Source organism: Allofournierella sp. (genome assembly GCF_048388525.1).
Taxonomy (GTDB): Bacteria; Bacillota; Clostridia; order Oscillospirales; family Ruminococcaceae; genus BQOK01.
Genome location: NZ_DBGCTQ010000087.1, coordinates 1 through 20,712, shown reverse-complemented (window position 1 = coordinate 20,712; position 20,712 = coordinate 1). Strand labels below are relative to the sequence as shown.

Genomic DNA, 20,712 nt, shown 5'->3' with positions numbered 1-20,712 from the left:
CCCTTCAACCCCCTGGAGCTGGTGGCGCGGGTGAAGACCCAGCTGCGGCGCTGCAACCGCTACGACCGGGCGGCGGCGCCCACCGAGCCGGAGGAGCTGGAGATAAACGGCCTTGTGATCTCAAAGGCGGCGCACCGCTGCACCGTGTACGGCAAAGAGGCGGCGCTGACCCCGCTGGAATTTTCGATCCTGTGGTATCTGTGCAGCATGCGCGGGCGCGTGGTGCCAAGCGAAGAGCTGTTCAGCGCCGTGTGGGGCGAAAAATACTGGGAGAGCAACAACACCGTGATGAGCCACATCGCCCGGCTGCGGGAAAAGCTGGGCGACACCGGCCGCAGGCCGAAGTTCATCAAGACCGTGTGGGGGGTGGGGTACACCATTGAAGCATAAAACGAGCGGCGGGGCGGGCAAAGGCCGCTACCGCAGCGGGCTTTCCCGGCGGCTGCTGGCGCAGTATCTTGTGGCGCTGGTGCTGTGGGCGGTGGGCCTTACGGGGCTTGGCCTTTTGGGCTGGAGCCTGTGCAACGCGGTCATCTGGCAGCCCACGAACCCCATTTATTGGGCGCTGCAGTGGGTGAGGGAATATGTGCTGCTGGTATACGGGGGGCTGCTGGCGGGCGGCTGGGTGGCCGAGAGCTACTACTTTTTGAGCCGCCCCCTGCGCTACCTGGATGAGATTGTGGAGGGGGCAAAGCGGCTGGCCCAGCCGGGCGAGGAGCTGATCCAGCTGCCGGCGGATCTAAGGGACATCCAGGACGACATGAACCTGGCAAAGCAGCAGGCGCTGCGGGCCGAGGCAGCGGCGAGAGAGGCCGAGCAGCGCAAGAACGACCTGATCGTGTATCTGGCCCACGACCTGAAAACGCCCCTTACCAGTGTGATCGGCTACCTGACCCTTTTGCGGGATGAGCCGGACATCTCTGCCGCGACCCGGGCGCGCTATACCGGCATCGCGCTGGACAAGGCCCTGCGGCTGGAGGACCTGCTGAACGAGTTCTTTGAGATCACCCGCTTTAACCTGACGCACCTGGAGCTGGAGACCCGGCCCGTGGACCTGGCCCTGATGCTGCGGCAGGTGGCCGCTGAGTTCGGCCCCATGCTGGCGGAGAAAAACCTGGAATGCAGCCTGGAAGTGCCCGAGACCCTGCCCTACGGCTGCGATGCGGACAAGCTGGCCCGTGTGTTTGACAACCTTTTGCGCAACGCAGTGAATTACAGCTTTGAGGGCGGCACCGTTATGGTGCGCGCCGCGGCGGGGCCCGAAGGGGTGACACTGTGCTTTGAAAACCCCGGCCCCACCATCCCGCCCGAAAAACTGGGCCGCATTTTTGAGCGGTTTTTCCGGCTGGACGCCGCGCGCGGGAGCGCCAGCGGCGGCGCGGGCCTTGGCCTTGCCATTGCAAAGCAGATCGTGGAGCTGCACGGCGGGCAGATCACCGCCGAGAGCGGGGAGGAGCGGGTGAAATTCACGGTCAGCCTGCCGCCGCAAGAAAATCGCAAGATTTTGGAATAAAAACCGCAAGGGTTTTGCCATTTTGCCTGCAAACACCCGGCGCCCTGTTTTGGTACCATGAAGGTATCAAAAACAGGGCGCTTTTTTGTGCGGTCCGGCGGTCCGCGCCGCCCTTTGCAGGAGGAAAGATCCAAAATGGAGAAAAAACGAATTTTGGTGCTGTTCGGCGGCTGCTCCACAGAATACGAGGTATCGCTGCAATCGGCCCACGCGGTGCTCAGCGCACTGGACAGGGAGCGCTATGCCGCGCTGACCGTGGGCATCACCCGGGAGGGGGAGTGGCTGTATTACACCGGCGCGGTGGAGAACATCCCCGCCGACGCCTGGCGGCAGGACAAGGTGAACTGCCTGCCCTGCGCGGTGTGCCCGGGCCGCGGGCGGCACGAGCTGGCGGTGTTCGGCCCCACCACGCTGCGCTTTGCCTTTGACGCGGCGTTCCCCGTGCTGCACGGCAAAAACGGCGAGGACGGCACCGTGCAGGGGCTGTTTGAGCTGGCGGGGGTGCCCCTGGTGGGCTGCGGCACACTGGCGAGCGCGCTGTGCATGGACAAGGACCGCGCCCACAAGCTGGCGGCCCTGGCCGGGGTGGAGGTGCCCCCCTCGGCGGTGTTTGGCAAGGGGACGGAAATGGGCGGCATTGCCGCCGCGGCCGAAAAGCTTGGCTGGCCGCTGTTTGTAAAGCCGGTGCGGGCGGGCTCCTCGTTCGGGATCACCCGGGTGGAAGGCCCGGAGCAGCTGGCGGCGGCGGTGGCTGGGGCCTTTCTGCACGACGGCGAGGTGATTCTGGAACAGGCCGTGCCAGGCTTTGAGGTGGGCTGCGCGGTGCTGGGCAACGATGCGCTGACGGTGGGCGTGGTGGATGAGATCGAACTTTCGCAGGGGTTTTTCAACTACGAGGAAAAGTACACGTTGAAAACCTCGGCCATCCATTGCCCGGCGCGCATTGCCGGGGAGGCTGCGGCCCGGGTGCGGGAGGCGGCCCGTAAGGTATACCGGGCGCTGGGATGCAGGGGCTTTGCCAGGGTGGACTTTTTTTACACCCCCGATGGGCGGGTGGTGTTCAACGAGGCGAACACCATCCCGGGATTTACTGCGCACAGCCGTTACCCCAGCATGATGCGGGGCGTGGGCCTGGAATTCCCCGCGCTGGTGACAAAGCTCATTGAGCTGGGGTTTGAGGCGTGAGGCGGGTGGAGCTGCGCCGGGAGCAGGTGTTCCGGGGCGATGTGCTGCTGGTGAACGCCGCCCACCCGCTGCAGGGCGAAGCGCCGCGCCGCCTTGCCCCGCCCAGCGGCGCTTTTCCGGACATTCTGATGGAGAACCGGGCCGCCGCGCTGCTGGCCGCCTGCGTGGCCGCGGCGGGCGGGGCCGGGCGTATCCGGCCTGTGTCGGGCTGGCGCAGCCGGGCCGAGCAGCAGAAGCTGTGGGATGACTCGATGGCTGAGCACGGCGAGGCGTTTACCCGCAGCTATGTGGCCCGCCCCGGGTGCAGCGAGCACGAGACCGGCCTTGCCATCGACCTGGGGAAAACGGGCGGCGCGCTGGACTTTATCCGGCCCGCCTTCCCCTACGACGGGGCGTGCGGCGCGTTTCGGCGGCTTGCCGCCGGGTACGGGTTTATTGAGCGGTACCAGAAGGGAAAGGAAACGCTCACCGGCATTGCCGCCGAGCCCTGGCATTTCCGGTATGTGGGCGCGCCCCACGCGCTGCTGCTGCTGCAGAACGGCCTGTGCCTGGAGGAGTATGCGGATTTTTTGAGGACCGGGCCCAAAAGCTGCACGCTGCCCGGCGGGCGGGCCGCCCGGGTGTTTTACATCCCCTGCGAGGGGGCGACCGCCCTGGCCGAGCTGCCCGACGGCTGCTGCCAGCTCTCGGGCGACAACGTGGGCGGATTGATCGCGACTGTTTGGGGGGAATGAGATGGAACGCACAAAAAAAGGCCCGGTGCTGGACCGGGCGCGCCTTGCCGCGGCGCTGCTGGTGGTGGCGATCCACACCGGGCCGCTGGTCAGCTACAGCGCAGAGGGCGATTTTTGGCTGTGCCGGGTGCTGGCCCGGCTTGCGGTGCCCTTCTTCTTTATGCTCACCGGACACTTTTTGGCCCGACGGGCCTGGCGGGGTACCGGGGCGCTGTGGCGGCGCACGGCACTTTTGTACGGGGCGGCGGTGCTCTTGTATCTGCCGCTGAACCTGTATGCGGGGGGCTTTTCGCCCTGGCAAGCAGTGCAAAAGCTGCTGATCACCGGCACGTTTTACCACCTTTGGTACCTGCCCGCGCTGCTGTTGGGGTTGCCCATTGCCCATGCGCTGGCCAAGCGGGGGCTGCGGCTTGCCCTGCCCGCGGCGGCGGTGTTGTACCTTGTGGGGCTTGCGGGCGACAGCTGGTACGGCCTTGCCTGCCGGCTGCCAGGTGTGCAGCCCGCGCTGGACGGGCTGCTGACGGCGCTGGGAGGCTATACCCGGGGCGGGCTGTTTTTTGCGCCGCTGTTTTTGCTGCTGGGCGCGGCGGTAAAGCCGGTGCGCCCCCGGGCGGCCCTGCCGGGCTTTTTGGCGGCGCTGGCCGCTCTTTCGGCCGAGGCGTTCTGGCTGAAAAGCATTGCCAGCCCGCGGCACGACAGCATGTACCTGACCCTGCCCCTGGCGGCTGCGGCGTTGTTCAGCGGGCTGCTGGCGGTGAACGGCGGGCGGGACAAGCGAAGCGCAAAGCTGGCCGAGGCGGTGTACCTTGTGCACCCCTGGTGCATTGTGCTGGTGCGGGGGGCGGCCAAGGTGCTGGGGCTGCAGGCCGTGCTGGTGGAAAACAGCCTGGGGCATTTTGCGGCGGTGGCGGCGCTGAGCGCGGCGGTTTCGGCCCTGGCTTTGGCCGTGCGGCCGGTAAAGCCGGACCCCACGGCCCGCGCCTGGCGGCAGGTGGACCGCACCGCCCTGGCGCACAACGCAAAGCTGCTGCGCCGGCAGGCGGGCTGCCCGCTGATGGCGGTGATCAAGGCGGACGGCTACGGCCACGGGGCGGTAAAAACGGCCCGCACCCTGCGCCGGCAGGGCGTGCGGAGCTTTGCCGTTGCCACCCTGCCGGAGGCCATCGCCCTGCGCCGGGCGGGCATTTTGGGCGAGATACTAGTGCTGGGCTACACCGCGCCCGGGGAGGCGGCGCTGCTGGCGCGGTGGCGGGTGAGCCAGGCTTTGGTGAGCGAGGAATACGCCCAGGCCCTGAACGGCCAGGGGCGGAAGGTGCGCGCCCACCTGGCGCTGGACACCGGCATGCACCGGCTGGGAATAAACGCCGCCGACCAGGAGGCGCTGCGGCGGGTATTTGCCCTGCCGAACCTGAAAATCAAGGGCGTGTTCAGCCATTTGTGCATGGCCGACGGCCTTTCGGCAGAGGCGGTGACCTACACCCAGGGGCAGGCGCAACGCTTTTTTGAGGCGGTGGAGGGCCTGCGGGCGGCGGGGATCGCCCCGGGGCGCACCCATTTGCAGGCAAGCTACGGCCTGCTGAACCTCCCGCCCCTTGGCTGCGAGCTGGCCCGGCCGGGGCTTGCGCTTTACGGCGTGTACGAGGATGCCGCGCCGGTGCAGCGGCGGCTGGAGCTTTGGCCGGCGCTGACCCTGAAGGCGCGGGTGGCCGCGGTGCGCCGGCTCAAAGCCGGCGAGGGGGCGGGCTATGGCCTTGCCTTTACGGCGGCGCGGCCCACCCTGCTGGCGGTGGTGAGCATCGGCTATGCCGACGGCCTGCCCCGCGATCTGGCGGCGCACGGCGGCGAGGTGCTGGTGCGCGGAAAACGCGCCCCGGTGGTGGGGCGGCTGTGCATGGACCAGATGCTGGTGGATGTGACCGGCATCGAGGAGGTGGGCATGGGCGACGCAGTGACCCTGATCGGCCGGGACGGGCCCGAGGAGCTCCGGGCTGAGGAGCTGGCGGCACGGTGCGGCACCATCACCAACGAGCTGCTGGCAGGGCTTTCGCCCCGGCTGGGGCTGGTATACGAGGGGGCATGAAGGGGGCGCGCCCTGTTCGACATAAGCTCCCCCGCAAAACCATAAAACGATTGTAGTTTGCCCTGTTCCCGTTTATAATAGAGTAAAAGGCGCCGCGGCGGCTGCCCGGCGCCCGAGCTGTGAGAGGAACGGGGAGGAAACAGGAAATGAAAGAGAAAAAGCAAGGGGAGAACAGATCCCCCTGGTACCGGGGCATCAAAAAAGCGCTGCGGATGGAGCTGAAGGAGCACAAGAGCTCGGCCATCGTGTACTTCACGCTGCGGGCGCTGGTGATCGTTGTGATGGTGCTGCAGATCTTCAACCGCAATTACGAGAACGTGTTCCTGTGCCTGCTCACCCTGCTGCTGCTGGTGGTGCCGAGCCTGGTGCAGGTGACCATGAAGATCGAACTGCCCACCACGCTGGAGATCATTATTCTGGTGTTCATTTTTGCGGCCGAAATTCTGGGCGAGATCCAGGAGTTTTATATCCTGTTCCCCTTTTGGGACACGGTGCTGCACACCCTGAACGGGTTTTTGGCGGCCGCGATCGGGTTTTCGATGGTGGATCTGTTGAACCGCAGCGAGCGGATGATGTTTAAATTGTCGCCGCTGTTCATGGGTATTGTGGCGTTCTGCTTTTCCATGACGATCGGCGTGGTGTGGGAATTTTTTGAGTTCGGCATGGATCAGCTGTTCCACACGGACATGCAGAAGGACACCATTGTGCACGCGGTCTATTCGGTGCTGCTGGACCCGGCGGGCGGCAACCGGGCGGCGGGGATCACCGGCATCACCCAGGTGGTGGTGAATGGGCAGGACCTGGGCCTGGGCGGTTATATCGACATCGGCCTGATCGACACCATGAAGGACCTGATCGTGAATTTTATCGGGGCGGTAGTCTTTTCGGTGATCGGCTTCTTTTACGTGAAGAACCGGGGCGGCGGCGGGGTTGTGGGGCGCTTCGTGCCCCGGGAGAAGGAGCGCAAACAGGATTTTCTGCGCATTGTGCAGGAAGAGGCGGAGCTTGCGGAGCAAAACGCGCCGCCCCAGGCGGACGACGAATAAAAAGAGCGAACAAACAGCGGCAGGGGAGCATTCCCCTGCCGCTGTTTGTTCGCTGTTTGATAAAAAAGGCAGACCCGTCAGCCCTCGTCCAGCTTGAGCACGGCGGTGAAGGCCTCGCTGGGCAGTTCCACGCTGCCCAGCTGGCGCATCTTCTTTTTGCCTTCCTTCTGCTTTTCCAGCAGCTTTTTTTTGCGGGTGATGTCGCCGCCGTAGCACTTGGCCAGAACGTCCTTGCGCATGGCCTTTACGGTCTCGCGGGCGATCACCTTGCCGCCGATGGCCGCCTGGATGGGGATCTCGAACATCTGGCGGGGGATGTTGTCTTTTAACCGCTCGGCCAGGCGGCGGCCCTTGGCATAGGCTTTGTCGGCGTGCACGATCATGGAGAGCGCGTCCACCATGTCGCCGTTCAGCAGCAGGTCGAGCTTCACCAGCTTGGACTCGCGGAAGCCCTTCATCTCGTAGTCGTAGCTGGCATAGCCCCGGCTGCGGCTCTTGATGGCGTCGAAGAAATCGTACACGATCTCGCCCAGGGGCAGCTCGTAGTGCAGATCCACGCGGGTGGCGTCCAGGTATTTCATATCCACCATCACGCCCCGCCGGTCCACGCACAGATCCATCAGACTGCCCACATACTCGGTGGGGGTGTAGATGTGGGCGTCCACAAAGGGCTCCTCCTGGCTGGCGATGCGGCCCGGGTCGGGGTAGTTGGAGGGGTTTTCGATGACCTCCACCGTGCCGTCGGTCAGGGTGATGCGGTATTCCACGCTGGGGGCGGTGGTGATGAGGTCCAGATCGAACTCCCGCTCCAGGCGCTGGGTGATGATGTCCAGATGCAGCAGGCCCAGGAACCCGCAGCGGAAGCCAAACCCCAGCGCCGCGCTGGTCTCGGGCTCAAAGCTCAGCGAAGCATCGTTGAGCTGCAGCTTTTCCAGCGCGTCCTTCAGGTCCGGGTAGCGGGCGCCGTCCACAGGGTAGATGCCGCAGAACACCATGGGAGTGACCTTGCGATAGCCGGGCAGGGGCTCGGGGGTGGGGGCGGCGGCCAGGGTGACGGTGTCGCCCACACGGGTGTCGCGCACGTTTTTGATGCTGGCGGTGAGATAGCCCACCTCGCCCGCCTGCAGCTGGGCGCAGGGGGACAGGCTGGTGGCGCCCATGTGGCCCACCTCCACCAGGGTGAACTCGGTGCCGGCGGCCATCATGCGCACCGTGTCGCCGGGTTTGACCGTGCCCTCGAACACCCGCACGTACACGATCACGCCTTTGTAGCTGTCGTACACACTGTCGAAGATGAGGGCTTTGAGGGGGGCGTTTTCATCGCCGGTGGGGGCGGGGATATCGGTGATGACCCGTTCCAGCACATCCTCCACGCCGGTGCCCAGCTTTGCGGAAACGCGGGGCGCGTCGAGGCAGGGAAGGCCGATCACATCCTCCACCTCCTGGGCGACCCGCTCCGGCTCGGCGCTGGGCAGGTCGATCTTGTTCAGGATAGGCACCAGCTCCAGGTCGTGCTCAAGGGCCATGTAGGTGTTGGCCAGGGTCTGCGCCTCCACCCCCTGGCTGGAATCCACCACCAGCACCGCTCCCTCGCAGGCGGCCAGGGAGCGGCTGACCTCGTAGCCGAAGTCCACATGGCCCGGGGTGTCGATCAGGTTGAATTCATAGTCTTTGCCGTTGCGGGAGCGGTAGGAAAGGGTCACGGCGCGGGCCTTGATGGTGATGCCGCGCCCGCGCTCCAGATCCATGTTGTCCAGCAGCTGCTCTTCCATCTGGCGCTCGTCCACCGAGTGGGTCTTTTCCAGAATGCGGTCGGCCAGGGTGGACTTGCCGTGGTCGATGTGGGCGATGATGCAGAAATTGCGAATGTTATCTCTTGCCAAGGGGCGTGACCTCCTGCTCGTTGTTGATATCCTGCCCGGCCCGCCCGCCGGACAAAAAGCCCGCGGCCAGCAAAACCAGGCAGCTGAAAAAACAAAATGCGTAGCGGGCGTTTGCCTCCCACAGGCTCAAAAACGCCAGGTTGCCCAAAAGGCACAGGGCGGCGGCCAGGGCAAAGCCCCCGGGGCGCTTTTGGCGCAGCGCCCGAAGGGCGGCGCCGAAAGCGCAGAGCCAGACGAGCCAGTGGAACGCCTGGCCGAAGGCGGCGGTGAGACCGGAGTGGGCACCGGTGGAGGTGAACCACTCGCTGAGCCAGGTGGACCGCACCGGAGCGAACGCCGCGGCGCCGGGCGAGCCGTACAGGCCGTCGGTCCAGTCGGTGCCGGCTTTGGTGTACATGAGCCAGGCCAGAGCCACCGGATTTTTGACGAGGGTGTGCAGGTTGGTGCCGATGCGCGCGGCGATGGCGGCCCTTTTTTCGGCCACGGTGGGGTAGCGGCCTGAATAGGCAAAGCTCTCGCTGTTATAGGCGCCGTCGTGCTCGAGGCCCATCATGACCCAGTGAGTGAGGGGCATGTGCAGCGCGTCGTAGCCGGAAAAGTCGATGAGGCCGCAGCCCCGCACATATGCCTTGAAGCCCCCGATGACCAGCCCGGCGGCCAGCGCCACCGCCAGCACAAGGCCCAGGGCCTGCCGCCCGTGCCCCTTTAAGGGCAGGCTGAAAAGGCACCACAGCCCCAGCGCGGGCACAAGCACAAGGGCGTTGCCCTTCATTAAAAAGGCCAGGCCCAGCAGCGCGCCGAGACCCGCCGCGCGCACAAGGCGCCCCTTGGGCGAAAGAAACGCCCAGCGCCCGCGCAGCCGCACAAAACAATAGAGCGAGGCGGCCGCCAGCGGCGCGGCCATGGGGTCGGTGTACAAAAACGGGGTGAAGATATAGAGGGGCAAAAACAGCAGGCAGAGCGCCAGCGCCGCGCCCCCGCCCGCCCGGCCCCAGAGCAGCAGGGCGGCTTTGCAGGTGAACAGCGCGGCCAGCCACAGCAGCGTGGTGTTCAGCAGCATGCCCCACACGGGGCTCAGGGATCCGCCCAGCAGAAAGACCAGCCGGTACAGCCAGTACAAAACGAACATGCACAGGGTGTTGCTCTCGCAGGAAACGAAATAATCGTTGTATTCGGCGGGTACCTGCCCCGCGGCCAGCTGGGTGGCGGTGCGGTACACGGCCTCGGTATCGAAAGGGGCGGTGGTGTGGTCGTTCAGCAAAAGAAAACCGCTGCCCAGCTGGAGGGCCAGCAAGAGGCCGAGCCCGCCCCAGAACACCGCGGCCCAGGCCCGGGAGGAAAGGCTGGGCAGGCGCGGCAGGCCAAAGCGCGCCAGGCAGAAAAAGCCCCCGGCCAAGAGGACGAACAGCACCGCGCTGTTTGCCGAAACGCCCAGCCTGCCGCGCAGGGCTGCCACGGCAAAAATGCTGCCGAAGGCGGCCAGAAAGATCACCAGGCAGGCCGAGGCGAAGCCTCGCTGCCAGCGGGCAGGCGCGGCGCCCGGGGCAAAGGGGCCCGCTGGCTTTGCGGCGCGGCTCATTGGAGCAGGTAGCCCATGCCGGCCAAAAGGCGCAGGGCGTTTTGATGATCGGCCGGGTCGGCGGCGGCGCAGAGGTTTTGCAGAACGGCGATCTCGCTGCTTAAAAAGCGGCTGTGCAGCAGGATGGCGTTGGAGACGACGCAGATGCTGGTGACCACGCCGCACAGCTGGATGACCGGGGGCTCACCGCCGCACAGGGCCTCGGCCGCGCCGGCCAGCTCCGCGCTGCCGAAGGTGGGCTTGTCCACAAAGGCAACGCGGGGGTCTGCCGCGGACTCGTAGGCGGCGAGGCTGCCGTAGAGGTGCCAGCCCGCGGAGCCCTTGAGGCAGTGGGGCACCGGCAGAAAGCGCCCCTCGCGGGTCTCCAGATAATCGGGCCCGTGGGTGTCGCGGGTGAAGATCACCCGCCAGCCCGCGGCGAGCGCCTGATCCACCCGGGCCGCGATCGGCCCTTCCAGTGCCCGGGCCTGTTCAAAATCCAGGGCCCCGCTCACGAAATCGTTCTGATAATCCACCACAACCAAAAGATTTGCCACGCTGTGTTCCCTCCTGTTTATAAGCTGGATTGCCTGAGATGATCGACCACGGCCGCGCAGCGGCCGCCCTGCAGATAGACCCGCGGCACCCGGAGCGCCAGACCGCACAGGATCTCGTAGGGGATGGTGCCCACCTTGGCCGCCACCGCCGAGGTGGTGTCGGCCGTGCCGCCCGCCCCAAACACGGTGGCCTCGTCGCCCGCCTGCACGCCGGGGATGCCCGTCACGTCCACCATGAGCTGATCCATGCATACCCGGCCCACCACCGGCGCGGGCGCGCCGTGCAGCGCGCACAGGCCCTTGTTGGTCATGGCGCGGGGATAACCGTCGGCGTAGCCCACGCACAGGGTGGCCACCCGCATCGGCCGGGATGCGGTAAAACAGAGGCCGTAACTGAGCGCCTGGCCGGGGCTGAGCTCTTTTACCTGGCTGACGGCGGCCTTGAGGGTGAGCACCGGCACAAGGCCGGGCAGCGCCGCATCTTCGCTGGGCTGCTGGCCGTACAAGAGGATGCCCGGCCGCACCAGGTCCATGCCCCACTCAGGGTGCAGGGCCAGGGCGGCGGAATTGCAGCAATGCGCCACCCGCACCCGGCGGCCCTGCGCTTCCAGCGCGGCCAGGACCGCGAGAAAAAGCTCGTATTGGCGGCGGGTGTAGGCCACATCCGGGGGGGCGAGACTGTCGGCCACGGCGAAATGCTGGAACAGGCCGGTCACCGAGAGGCCTTTCAGATCAAAGCAGGCGCTCAGCGCGGCGGCGCAGGGGGCGACATCGGCCGGGTCGCGGGCCATAAAACCCAGCCGGCCCATGCCGGTATCCACCTTCAGGTGCACCTGGACTGCATGGCGGGTCTCCACGGCCGCGGCGGCCAGTTGGCGGGCGTATTCCGGGCTGAACACCGCCTGGGTCAGACCATAGCGCACAAGGCTGGGGGCGCAGGCGGGGTCGGTGCGGCCCAGGATCAGGATGTCGCCCCCAATGCCCACCGAGCGCAGGTGCAGCGCCTCGGAAAGGCAGCTCACCCCAAACCATTTTGCGCCCGCGGCTTCCAGCGCGCGGCACACCATGCCGTCGCCGTGGCCGTAGGCCCCGGCCTTTACCACCGCGCATACCTGAGCCGGGGCGGCGTGGGCCTGGATGAGCTTGAAATTATGCGTCAGCGCGTCCAGGTCGATCTCGGCCCAGCAATGCCGTTCAAAATCCATTCGTAACACCTCGCAACAGTTTTAACGCGGGCCGGGCGTGCCCTTTCGGCGCGGCGCCCCGGGCAGGGGGGCCCAGCCGTCCAGATCCGCCTGCTGCAGCGCGCCCAGCATTTTTTGGCGGAAGGCCCGGTCGGCGCGGCAGGCGCCGGCCACATATTCCTTCATTTCCTGGCGGCGGGTGGCGCCGTCGGCCGGGCAGGCGCTCTTGACCACCGGCAGGGAGAGGCTTTTCACCGCGCGGCGCACGTCCGCCTCGGTGGCGAGCACCATGGGGCGGATCATGTAGAGGTCCTTGCGGGAGAGGTAGGTGACCGGCGAAAAGCAACCCAGCCGCCCCTCGCCCCAGAGGTTCATGTAAAAGGTCTCGATGGCGTCGTCCAGGTGGTGGCCCAGGGCCACCTTGTTGCAGCCCAGCTCTTTGGCGGTGTTGTGCAGAAGGCCCCGGCGCATTTTGGCGCAGAGCGCGCAGGGGTTGGACTCTTTGCGCAGATCGAACACCACGTGCCCGATCCCGCTGCGGCGAACCTCGTATTGCACCCCATAGGCGGCGAACAGCCCGGCCAGGGGGGTATAATCGGTGGGCGTGCCGCCGAACTGCGGGTCCAGGCTCACAGCCACCAGCTCAAAGGGCACGCCCAGGTATTTTTGCAGCCGGGCCAGGGCGATGGTGAGGGCCACGCTGTCTTTGCCGCCGGAGACGCCCACACACACCCGGTCGCCGGGGGAGAGCATGCCGTATTCCTGAATTGCCCTGCGCACCAGGCCTTCGAGCCTTTGCATGCCGGATTCACCGCCCTTAAAATGTATTATAAAAGAACAAGACCGATTATACCACAGTTAAAGGGCGACTTGCACAAACTTTGAGAAAATTTTTTGGAAAAATAGAAAACGCGTAATCGATAGTAAAAACGAGATATCAAGAGATAATGAGAGCTGTGAAAGGGCCAGTTAAAATAATCGAAAAAAGTGCTTGACGCGGGGGCGGGCTTTCGTATATAATGAGCCTTGCGCCAGGATGCGCAAAACAAAAGCGTTCACCGCGCCCGCCGCGGGCGCGCAAGAGAAAATGATGGAGGATACACGATTATGAGCACTACTCTCGCAAAGCCCGCCCAGATCGAGCGCAAGTGGTATGTGATCGACGCCGCCGGCAAGCCCCTGGGCCGCGTCGCCGCCCGCGCCGCCGTTCTGCTGCGCGGCAAGAACAAGGTCACCTTTACCCCCAATGTGGATGGCGGCGACCATGTGATCATCATCAACTGCGACAAGGCTGTTCTGACCGGCAAGAAGCTGGAAAAGAAATACTACCGCACCCACTCCGGCTGGATCGGCGGCCTGAAGGAAGTGCAGTACAAGACCCTGATGGCTGAAAACAGCGACAAGGCCATGTACATTGCCGTGAAGGGCATGATCCCCGCCAACACCCTGGGCGCCAAGGCCATGACCCGCCTGCGCTGCTACAAGGGCGCTGAGCACGATCAGGCTGCCCAGAAGCCCGAAGTTTACGAGTTTTAATAGGAGGCAATAGAATAATGTACGAGACGAAACCTTATTTCTACGGCACCGGTCGTCGTAAGAATTCCGTTGCCCGTGTTCGCGTGTACACCGGTACCGGCAAGATCACCATCAACGGCCGCGACATCGACGATTACTTTGGCCTTGAGACCCTGAAGCTCATCGTGCGCCAGCCCCTGGTGGTGGCCGCCGCCGAGGGCAAGTTCGACCTGGTGGTGCGCGTGGGCGGCGGCGGCGTGTCCGGCCAGGCCGGCGCCATCCGCCACGGCCTTGCCCGCGCCCTTTTGCAGTACGACGAGAACCTGCGCCCGGCGCTGAAAAAGGCCGGCTTCCTGACCCGCGACCCCCGCATGAAGGAGCGCAAGAAGTACGGCCTGAAGGCCGCGCGCCGCGCGCCCCAGTTCTCCAAGCGCTGAGAACTGCTTTTTGCGGCAGAGGGCTGCAGCGCCCGAAAAGACCCGGAAGTTCCCACCCGCATGCGGGTGGGAACTTTTTTTGTCGTGCGTTCCGGCCTGCCACTATTAAAAACGGAAAGAGGGGGAAGTGCGGATTATACTCAATAAAGTGCGCTTAAAAGCCAGATAAGCGAAAAGTTATATATTTGTTTCGATGAAATGCTCATCGTACAGGTTCCAGTATTTTTGATATACTCTATTTTTTGCCCGTCAAAGTTTAACTGATACATTCGGAATATCACCGGAAAGCTCTTGGGCTGCCACTGCTCTTTATAAAAATAACACTATTTCATGCCGATCCGCTTCATAACAGCCCCGCTTCTGGGATTGCTTTTGTCATGTGTGGCTGTTATATAAGGAATCTCCTCTTCTTTTAGTAATTTGATAACCGCATTGCCTGCCTCACTGACAATTCCCTGATGCCGGTATTCCTTATAAGCCGGTTTGTTTCAATTCTTATGTGGTCCACCCGCATCTCCTCAACTTCCTGTTTTTCACGTATGCTTTTTTCGCCCCATGCGGATATTCCCGTTTTTTATACTCTAAATTTTAATGTCGGATCTGCCAAGCTGTTTCATCTTTTTTTATGCGGAGCAATAAAAAAGCGCGGTCACACCTGCATAAGCCCCGCCCGGAGAAAGCTCCAGGGAGAGAAAAATGCCGTTGAGCCCGGAAAAAGAAATATGCAGAATATGGATCCATTTACAATTTGTTCATACAGACTGTGCACTATATATAATTTTTAAGAGATGTATTTGGGCAAAAAAGCGAGATGAAAACGGAGGCGAATTATGACAAAACGGTTAAAAATCAAGACGAAATTTTAGGAAACAAAAGAAAACACAAGAAATCGGGAGCGATAAAAAGTTTGAGCGGGGCAAAACGTGAAATCCATGGAAATAAACAAAATTTGGCTAAAATCCGCTTGCGAGACAGGTTTGACCCGCCCGGGACCATCTGGTACAATGCCTCAAGTGCCCTTTTGCGGCACACATTCTTTGCAGGGCGCGGCTGAACCATGTTACAGCCGCCCGCCCGCACCCGGTACCCCGCGGTGCGGCATTGCCCTTCAACATGGAACGTTAGGAGAGTGTATGACAAAATTCACAGAACATCTGCGGCGGCGCATCCTTGCCACCCCGGCACGGCTTCCTGCCACGCTGCTCACCCTGTGCTGCCTGTCACTGACCGTATTTGCGCTTTTTACCACCCTGAACGTGGTGTATGTTTCGGACTCGCACGGCAACAGCAGGATGCTGATCACCCGCGCCAGCGACCCGGACGAACTGATGAACCTTTCCGGCATCGTGGCCGGCGAGGCGGACGCGGTGCACTACACCGCGTATAACGGCAACCTGGCCAGCCTGAGCATTCAGCGTGCGGTGCCCGTTACCGTGAACGCGGATGGGCAGGAGCATGTGGCCGAGATGGTGGGCGGCACCGTGCAGCAGGCACTGGAGGCGTGCGGTGTGGAGCTGGGCGAGCACGATTACACCGAGCCCAGCCTGCACACCGAGGTCTCGCAGGGGGAGCCCATCACGGTGCACCGGGTGGAATACCGCGATACCCTGAGCTATGAATCCATTCCCTTTGAGACAGAATACGTTTATACCAGCCTGTTTTACCGCAACCGGAACCGCACCGTGACCCTGCAGCAGGGCCACGAGGGCACCAACGAGATCACCCACCGCGAGCGCGTGGTGGATGGGGAAGTGGAGTCCAGCCAGGTGGTGAGCGTGGTGATGACCGACCCGCCCGTGAACACCATCATCAAGGCCTACAAGGCGGGGGCGCCGGTTTCCAGCCTGGCAGGCCCCGAGGTGGTGAACGGCGTGCCGGCCAGCTACTCGGCGGTGTACACCGGCCGGGCCACCGGCTATTCCGCCAGCCGTGGGCGGGGTGCCTCCGGCCTGGGGCTGGGATACGGCACTGTTGCGGTGAACCCGAACCTGATCCCTTACGGCACAAAGCTGTATATCACCAGCACCGACGGGCGTTTTGTGTACGGGTATGCCATTGCCACCGACACCGGCACCTCGCTGCTGAACGGCACCTGCCTGGTGGACCTGTTTTACGAAACCTACTCGGAGTCGCTGATGAACGGCGTGCAGCAGGTAAATATGTACGTGGTGGGCTGAGCGCAAAAACAATTTACAGGCCGCGCGCCCCGGTAAAAGCCGGGGCGCGTTTTTTTGTGCCGATTTTGCTTGACAAATGCGGGGGGCAGGGCATAAACTTATTTAGGGTGTGGCGCCGGCCGCACCAGATAAAAAGCACGGCAAGGAGATGAAAGGCATGGACGGCGACCCCAGCAGTCGAATGTGCAATGAAAACCAATGCGGCGTCCCTGCCCTTCGCTTCAGCGCCTTTTAGAGCGCCTGTGGGGGGGCGGGCCTTTGTGCGCCGCCACCAAATGAAAGCAGGTGTTACCCATGATCACGATTTACCTGAGCGACGGCGGGCGCATGCTGGAACAGGACCAGATCTGCCCCGGCGCCTGGATCCACCTCTGCGACCCCAGCGAGAAAGAGATCGGCCGGGTGTGCGCGCAGCTGCACATTGACCCGGACCTTGTGCGCGCGCCCCTGGACGAGGAGGAGCGAAGCCGCATTGAGCAGGAGGACGACGGCCAGACCCTGATCATTGTGGATACCCCCACGGTGCAGACCGAGGGGCACAGCTTTGTGTACTCGACCATCCCGTTCGGCATCATCCTCACCCAGGACAACGTGGTGACCGTGTGCCTGCGGGAGAACGCTTTGGCCCGCGCCTTTATGGAGGGGCTGGTAAAGGGGTGCAGCACCAAAAAGTTCAAGCGCCTGGCGCTGCAGATGCTCTACCGCAACGCCAGTTTGTTTTTGTTTTATCTGCGCCAGGTGGACAAGGCCAGCACCCGGGTGGAGAATGAGCTGCACATCAGCATGAAGAACAAGGAGCTCATTCAGATGCTGGGGCTGGAAAAAAGCCTGGTGTACTTTTCCACCTCGCTGAAAGGCAACGAGATCGTGCTGGAAAAGCTGCTGCGCATGGACTTTGTGAAGGACTACCCTGAGGACACGGACCTTTTGGAGGACGTGATCATTGAAAACAAACAGGCCATGGAGATGAGCAGCATCTACCGGGACATTTTGTCCGGCACCATGGACGCGTTCGCCTCGGTCATTTCCAACAACCTGAACATCGTGATGAAGCTTTTGGCGGCGGTGACCATTATCCTGACGGTGCCCACCATTGTGTCGAGCCTGTGGGGCATGAACGTGCCCGTTCCCTTTGAGCATAACCCCTTCGGTTTTTGGATCGCATTGGGCATTGCGGGGCTTGCCACCTTTGGCGCCTTTTTGCTGGCCCGCCACAAAAAATGGTTTTAAAGCGCAGAGCGTTTTGCGGCCGCCCCTTGGGGGCGGCCTTTTTGCTGCGCCCCAAAAAGTTTGGCTTAAACGGCCGCAGCGAAGGCCGTTTTTGCGGCCGCGGGGGGATAAAATGGGTGAAATCGGCCCATGCTTCTTGCACATGGAAGCGAGAACCGGTATAATGATACTATTCAAGCGGCCGCCGAGCGGTGCGCGGCTTTGCATAAAAGGAGCGATGGAATATGCAGATTTTCAATACGCTGACCCGCAAAAAAGAGGAATTTGTGCCCCAAAAGCCGGGCGAGTACCGTATCTATGTGTGTGGCCCCACCGTATACAATTACATCCACATCGGCAACGCGCGGCCGGTGGTGGTGTTCGACACCCTGCGCCGTTACCTGGAATACCGGGGCAACAAGGTGCTGTATGTTTCGAACATCACCGACATCGACGACAAGCTGATCAAAAAGGCCCAGGAGCAGGGCTGCACCATGAAGGAAGTGGCCGAGAAATTCGAGGCTGAGTTCATTCGGGACAGCGACGGGCTGAACGCCATGACCCCCACCGTGCGCCCCCGCGCCACCGAGCACATCGAGGAGATCCTGGACATTGTGAAGGATATCCTGGACAAGGGCTACGGCTACGTGGCCAAAAACGGCGACGTGTATTTCCGCACCAAACACTTTAAGGAATACGGCAAGCTGAGCCATTTGAACCTGGACGATCTGGAGAGCGGCAACCGCGAGCTGCGCAGCCAGCTGGGGGACGATTTGAAAGAGGACCCGGCCGACTTTGCCGTGTGGAAGGCCGCCAAGCCCGGCGAGCCCGCGTGGGACAGCCCCTACGGCCCCGGCCGCCCGGGCTGGCACATCGAGTGCAGCGCCATGGCCCGCAAGCACCTGGGCAAGACCATTGACCTGCACGCGGGCGGGCAGGACCTGATCTTCCCCCACCACGAGAACGAGATCGCCCAGTCCGAGTGCGCCAACGGCTGCGAGTTCAGCCGCTACTGGATGCACAACGGCTTTTTGAACATCGACAACCACAAGATGAGCAAGAGCGCCAACAACTTTTTCACGGTGCGTGAGATCGCCGAGGTGTTTGGCTACGAGCCCATCCGCTACTTTTTGCTCACCGCCGGCTACCGCATGCCACTGAACTACACCGTGGAGCTGCTGAACAGCTGCAAGGCGAGCCTGGAGCGGCTGTACACCTGCCGCGACAACCTGGATTTCCTGCTGGCAAACGGCACCAAGGGCACCAGCAACCTGCTGACCGAGAAGGCCGCGGCGGCCAAGGTGAAGTTCATCAACGCAATGGACGATGATCTGAACACGCCCGATGCGCTGGCCGCCCTGTTTGATCTGGTGAAGGACATCAACACCCTGGCCCCCGAGGCGAGCGGCGAGGCCCTGGCCGCCGCCGCTGCCGCCTTTGACGAGATCACCGGGGTGCTGGGCCTTTTGTACAACCGCAAAAAGGACGAGGTGCCCGCCGAGGTGACCGAGCTTGTTCAAAAGCGCGCCGAGGCCAAAAAGGCGAAGGATTGGGCCACCGCCGACGCGCTGCGCGCACAGATCACCGAGCTGGGTTATGTGGTCGAGGACACCCCCCAGGGCCCCAAGGTGAGCAAGGCGTAAAAGCCGGCTTTTTATCCGCGTTCTGCCGGGCGCAGACAAAACTCTACGCCCGGTGGGTGGCGGGTAGAGAAAATTCGCGGTATGCTGAAGCTGCGCCCGGCAGGGTGCGGAAAGGCGGTAAGCATATGAACGAACGGACCTTTGGCGAAAGGCTCAAGGCCTGCCGCGCCCAGCGGCGGTACACCCAGCAGCAGCTGGCGGACCGGCTGGGCGTGAGCGACAAAACGGTGTCCAAGTGGGAGTGCGGGGGCGGCTACCCCGACGTGGGCGTACTGGTGCCGCTGGCGCGGGCGCTGGGCGTTACGGTCGACGAACTGCTGGACGGCCAGAACCCCCTGCGCCAGCTGCAAAAGCAGGACTGGCAGAATTTTTTGGCCTTTGCGTTCAGCCTGGGCGGGGGGCTTTTGTGCTTTTTGGTGGCCACCTTTGCGCCGGCCCTGCTGGGGTATCTGTTGTACCTGGGCTGCCTTGCCTACGGGGCGTACCTGCAAAAGTATTATTGCTACAAAACCCGCTGGTTCACCCTGACCGGCGTGGGCATGCTGGCGTTCGTGCACGTATCCCTGGCCTTCAGGCTTGTCATGCTGTTTTACCCGCTGGGCCTCATGGGGCAGGTTTCCTGGCTGGAGGGCATGGGGCGCTCGACGGAATTCACCGCGCTTTTTTTGCGGCTGCTTTGGCCCGCCCTCGCGGCGCTGGTTCTGGCGGCGGTGCTCACGGCGGCAGGGGCCGTGCTGCTGCGGCGGTACCTGGCCGGGCAGGGGCAAAGCCCCTGCCTGCGGCTGCGGCTGGGCCGCCCCCGGCCCGCGCAGCTGTGGCCCTGCGCGGCCTTTGCCCTGCAGGCGGGGTTCGTGGCGCTGTATGCGGGTGTGGGGCTGCCGGGCTTTGTGTACATTCACCAGACCGCCCTTTTTTGGGCGCTTACCCTTGCGTGCGGGCTGGGGCTGGCGGCCTTCTATGGCCCGCGGCGGCAATGGGCAAACCTGGCCCGCGCCCTGGCCGTACTGCCGGCGGGGCGGCTGATTCTGGCCACCGGCGCCCAGGGGGCGTACAACATGCGCGACGGCCACCTGCTGGCGCCCGCGCTGTTTTCGCCCGAGATCTCGGTGGATATCTACGCGGTCTATCAAAAGCCTGCCCCGCAAATGGCTGTGTTTGCCGCGCTGGTGCTGGCGGTGTATCTTGCGCTGTGCTGTGTGCGGGTGTGGGACCGAAAGCCCGGCAGCGAAAAAGAGCCGCAAGGGCTTTAAGCCGCGCTGCGGCGTAAAGAGCGATGTTACAGGGCCGCGAGGGGGAAACGCCCGCGCGGCCTTTTTGCTGTAAAGCAGAGAACGAGAGGGGAGGGGCTGCCCATGCCCAACTTGCAAACAGAAAAAAGGGGGGGCTGGCAGGGGCTTGTGGCGGTGCTGGCCGCCGCATTTGCGGCGCGGCTGGCGCTGCTGCTGATCACCGAGGGCTATGCCACCGACGTATCCTGCTTTTCGGCCTGGGCCTTCCGCTTGGCGGATCTGGGGCCGGGGCAGTTTTATGCGCCGGACTATTTTGCCGATTACCCGCCGGCCTATATGCTGGTGCTGTGGGCGGCGGGCAAGGCGGCGAGGGTGCTGGGGCTCGCTTACCAGAGCAAGGGCCTTGCCCTGGTACTGGGGGCCGTGCCCATTTTGTGCGATCTGGGGCTTGCGGCGCTGGTGTGGAGGATCGCCCGGCGCTTTTTGGGCGGGCCGCGGGCGCTGCGGCTGGCGGCCTTTGCCGCCTTTTGCCCGCCCCTTTTGTACGACACCGGCGTGTGGAAGCAGGTGGACGGGGTGTTTGCCCTGGCGCTGGTGGGGGCGTTCTGGCTGCTGCACGAAAAAAAGCATCTGCCCGCGGCCGCCGTTTACGGGCTGGCGTTGGCGATCAAGCCCCAGGCGCTGCTGCTTGGCCCGGTGCTGGCGGTGTGCTTTTTGGCGCCGCTGCTGGCTGAGCGGCAGCTGCGGGGGGCGCTGCGCGTT

At 63.6% G+C, this 20,712-nt stretch carries 20 protein-coding genes; 14 read left to right on the top strand and 6 right to left on the bottom strand.

Annotated features, from left to right (window positions below; all coding sequences use genetic code 11):
* The 6 genes from ACMLHZ_RS10270 to ACMLHZ_RS10245 all read left to right on the top strand — a co-directional run.
* The coding region (locus ACMLHZ_RS10270; protein WP_418667631.1) for a winged helix-turn-helix domain-containing protein at positions 1–390 on the top strand (390 nt) is incomplete at its 5' end.
* Positions 380–1,513 (top strand): sensor histidine kinase, encoded by a 1,134-nt coding sequence (locus ACMLHZ_RS10265; protein ID WP_418667630.1) that lies wholly within the window; start codon positions 380–382, stop codon positions 1,511–1,513. The genes ACMLHZ_RS10270 and ACMLHZ_RS10265, both read left to right, overlap by 11 nt.
* A gap of 135 nt (positions 1,514–1,648) precedes the next feature.
* A complete protein-coding gene (gene vanG, locus ACMLHZ_RS10260; RefSeq protein ID WP_418667629.1) occupies positions 1,649–2,698 on the top strand; it encodes a D-alanine--D-serine ligase VanG in 1,050 nt (349 codons plus the stop codon).
* Complete coding sequence (locus ACMLHZ_RS10255; RefSeq protein ID WP_418667628.1) at positions 2,695–3,432, top strand: D-alanyl-D-alanine carboxypeptidase family protein; 738 nt, start codon at positions 2,695–2,697, stop codon at positions 3,430–3,432. The genes vanG and ACMLHZ_RS10255 overlap by 4 nt, the downstream gene beginning before the upstream one ends.
* Position 3,433: 1 nt before the next feature.
* Positions 3,434–5,512: a serine racemase VanT catalytic subunit gene (gene vanT, locus ACMLHZ_RS10250; RefSeq protein ID WP_418667627.1), complete on the top strand. Its 2,079-nt coding sequence runs from the start codon at positions 3,434–3,436 to the stop codon at positions 5,510–5,512.
* 146 nt (positions 5,513–5,658) lie between these two features.
* On the top strand, positions 5,659–6,558 hold the full coding sequence (locus ACMLHZ_RS10245) for a hypothetical protein (RefSeq protein WP_418667626.1): 900 nt from the start codon (positions 5,659–5,661) through the stop codon (positions 6,556–6,558).
* A 77-nt stretch (positions 6,559–6,635) separates the two neighbouring features.
* Here the strand turns inward: ACMLHZ_RS10245 and lepA are convergent, their stop codons facing one another.
* The 5 genes from lepA to ACMLHZ_RS10220 are packed head-to-tail and all read right to left on the bottom strand — an operon-like array spanning position 6,636 to position 12,541.
* Positions 6,636–8,441, bottom strand: a complete 1,806-nt coding sequence (gene lepA / locus ACMLHZ_RS10240) for a translation elongation factor 4 (RefSeq protein ID WP_418667625.1) — start codon at positions 8,439–8,441, stop codon at positions 6,636–6,638.
* Positions 8,428–10,020, bottom strand: a complete 1,593-nt coding sequence (locus ACMLHZ_RS10235) for a hypothetical protein (protein ID WP_418667624.1) — start codon at positions 10,018–10,020, stop codon at positions 8,428–8,430. Before ACMLHZ_RS10235 ends, lepA begins: the two co-directional genes overlap by 14 nt.
* The gene (locus ACMLHZ_RS10230; protein ID WP_418667623.1) at positions 10,017–10,556 is read right to left on the bottom strand and encodes a cysteine hydrolase family protein; all 540 of its coding nucleotides are present in this window, start codon (positions 10,554–10,556) and stop codon (positions 10,017–10,019) included. Before ACMLHZ_RS10230 ends, ACMLHZ_RS10235 begins: the two co-directional genes overlap by 4 nt.
* Positions 10,557–10,573: 17 nt before the next feature.
* Positions 10,574–11,761, bottom strand: a complete 1,188-nt coding sequence (gene alr, locus ACMLHZ_RS10225) for an alanine racemase (RefSeq protein ID WP_418667622.1) — start codon at positions 11,759–11,761, stop codon at positions 10,574–10,576.
* A 21-nt stretch (positions 11,762–11,782) separates the two neighbouring features.
* On the bottom strand, positions 11,783–12,541 hold the full coding sequence (locus tag ACMLHZ_RS10220) for a tRNA 2-thiocytidine biosynthesis TtcA family protein (RefSeq protein ID WP_418667621.1): 759 nt from the start codon (positions 12,539–12,541) through the stop codon (positions 11,783–11,785).
* A gap of 306 nt (positions 12,542–12,847) precedes the next feature.
* Here ACMLHZ_RS10220 and rplM point away from each other — a divergent pair, with 306 nt between their 5' ends.
* The gene (gene rplM / locus ACMLHZ_RS10215) at positions 12,848–13,276 is read left to right on the top strand and encodes a 50S ribosomal protein L13 (protein WP_177561947.1); all 429 of its coding nucleotides are present in this window, start codon (positions 12,848–12,850) and stop codon (positions 13,274–13,276) included.
* A 17-nt stretch (positions 13,277–13,293) separates the two neighbouring features.
* Positions 13,294–13,692: a 30S ribosomal protein S9 gene (gene rpsI / locus ACMLHZ_RS10210; protein ID WP_177561945.1), complete on the top strand. Its 399-nt coding sequence runs from the start codon at positions 13,294–13,296 to the stop codon at positions 13,690–13,692.
* A gap of 323 nt (positions 13,693–14,015) precedes the next feature.
* Here the strand turns inward: rpsI and ACMLHZ_RS10205 are convergent, their stop codons facing one another.
* Positions 14,016–14,117 (bottom strand): hypothetical protein, encoded by a 102-nt coding sequence (locus ACMLHZ_RS10205; RefSeq protein ID WP_418667632.1) that lies wholly within the window; start codon positions 14,115–14,117, stop codon positions 14,016–14,018.
* Positions 14,118–14,503: 386 nt separating this feature from the next.
* Between ACMLHZ_RS10205 and ACMLHZ_RS10200 the strand changes: the two genes are divergently transcribed.
* The 6 genes from ACMLHZ_RS10200 to ACMLHZ_RS10175 form a co-directional block, all read left to right on the top strand.
* A complete protein-coding gene (locus tag ACMLHZ_RS10200; protein WP_418667620.1) occupies positions 14,504–14,746 on the top strand; it encodes a hypothetical protein in 243 nt (80 codons plus the stop codon).
* A gap of 79 nt (positions 14,747–14,825) precedes the next feature.
* On the top strand, positions 14,826–15,869 hold the full coding sequence (locus ACMLHZ_RS10195) for a ubiquitin-like domain-containing protein (RefSeq protein ID WP_418667619.1): 1,044 nt from the start codon (positions 14,826–14,828) through the stop codon (positions 15,867–15,869).
* Positions 15,870–16,163: 294 nt separating this feature from the next.
* Entirely contained in the window at positions 16,164–17,099 is a 936-nt protein-coding gene (locus tag ACMLHZ_RS10190) for a magnesium transporter CorA family protein (protein ID WP_177563506.1), read from the top strand.
* Positions 17,100–17,323: 224 nt separating this feature from the next.
* Positions 17,324–18,721 (top strand): cysteine--tRNA ligase, encoded by a 1,398-nt coding sequence (cysS, locus tag ACMLHZ_RS10185; RefSeq protein WP_418667618.1) that lies wholly within the window; start codon positions 17,324–17,326, stop codon positions 18,719–18,721.
* 125 nt (positions 18,722–18,846) lie between these two features.
* Positions 18,847–19,971 carry a helix-turn-helix domain-containing protein gene (locus ACMLHZ_RS10180; protein WP_418667617.1) on the top strand — a complete coding sequence of 375 codons (1,125 nt, stop codon included), beginning with the start codon at positions 18,847–18,849 and terminating at the stop codon, positions 19,969–19,971.
* Between the two features lie 102 nt (positions 19,972–20,073).
* Positions 20,074–20,712: glycosyltransferase 87 family protein (locus ACMLHZ_RS10175; protein ID WP_418667616.1), on the top strand; the 639-nt coding region annotated here is incomplete at its 3' end.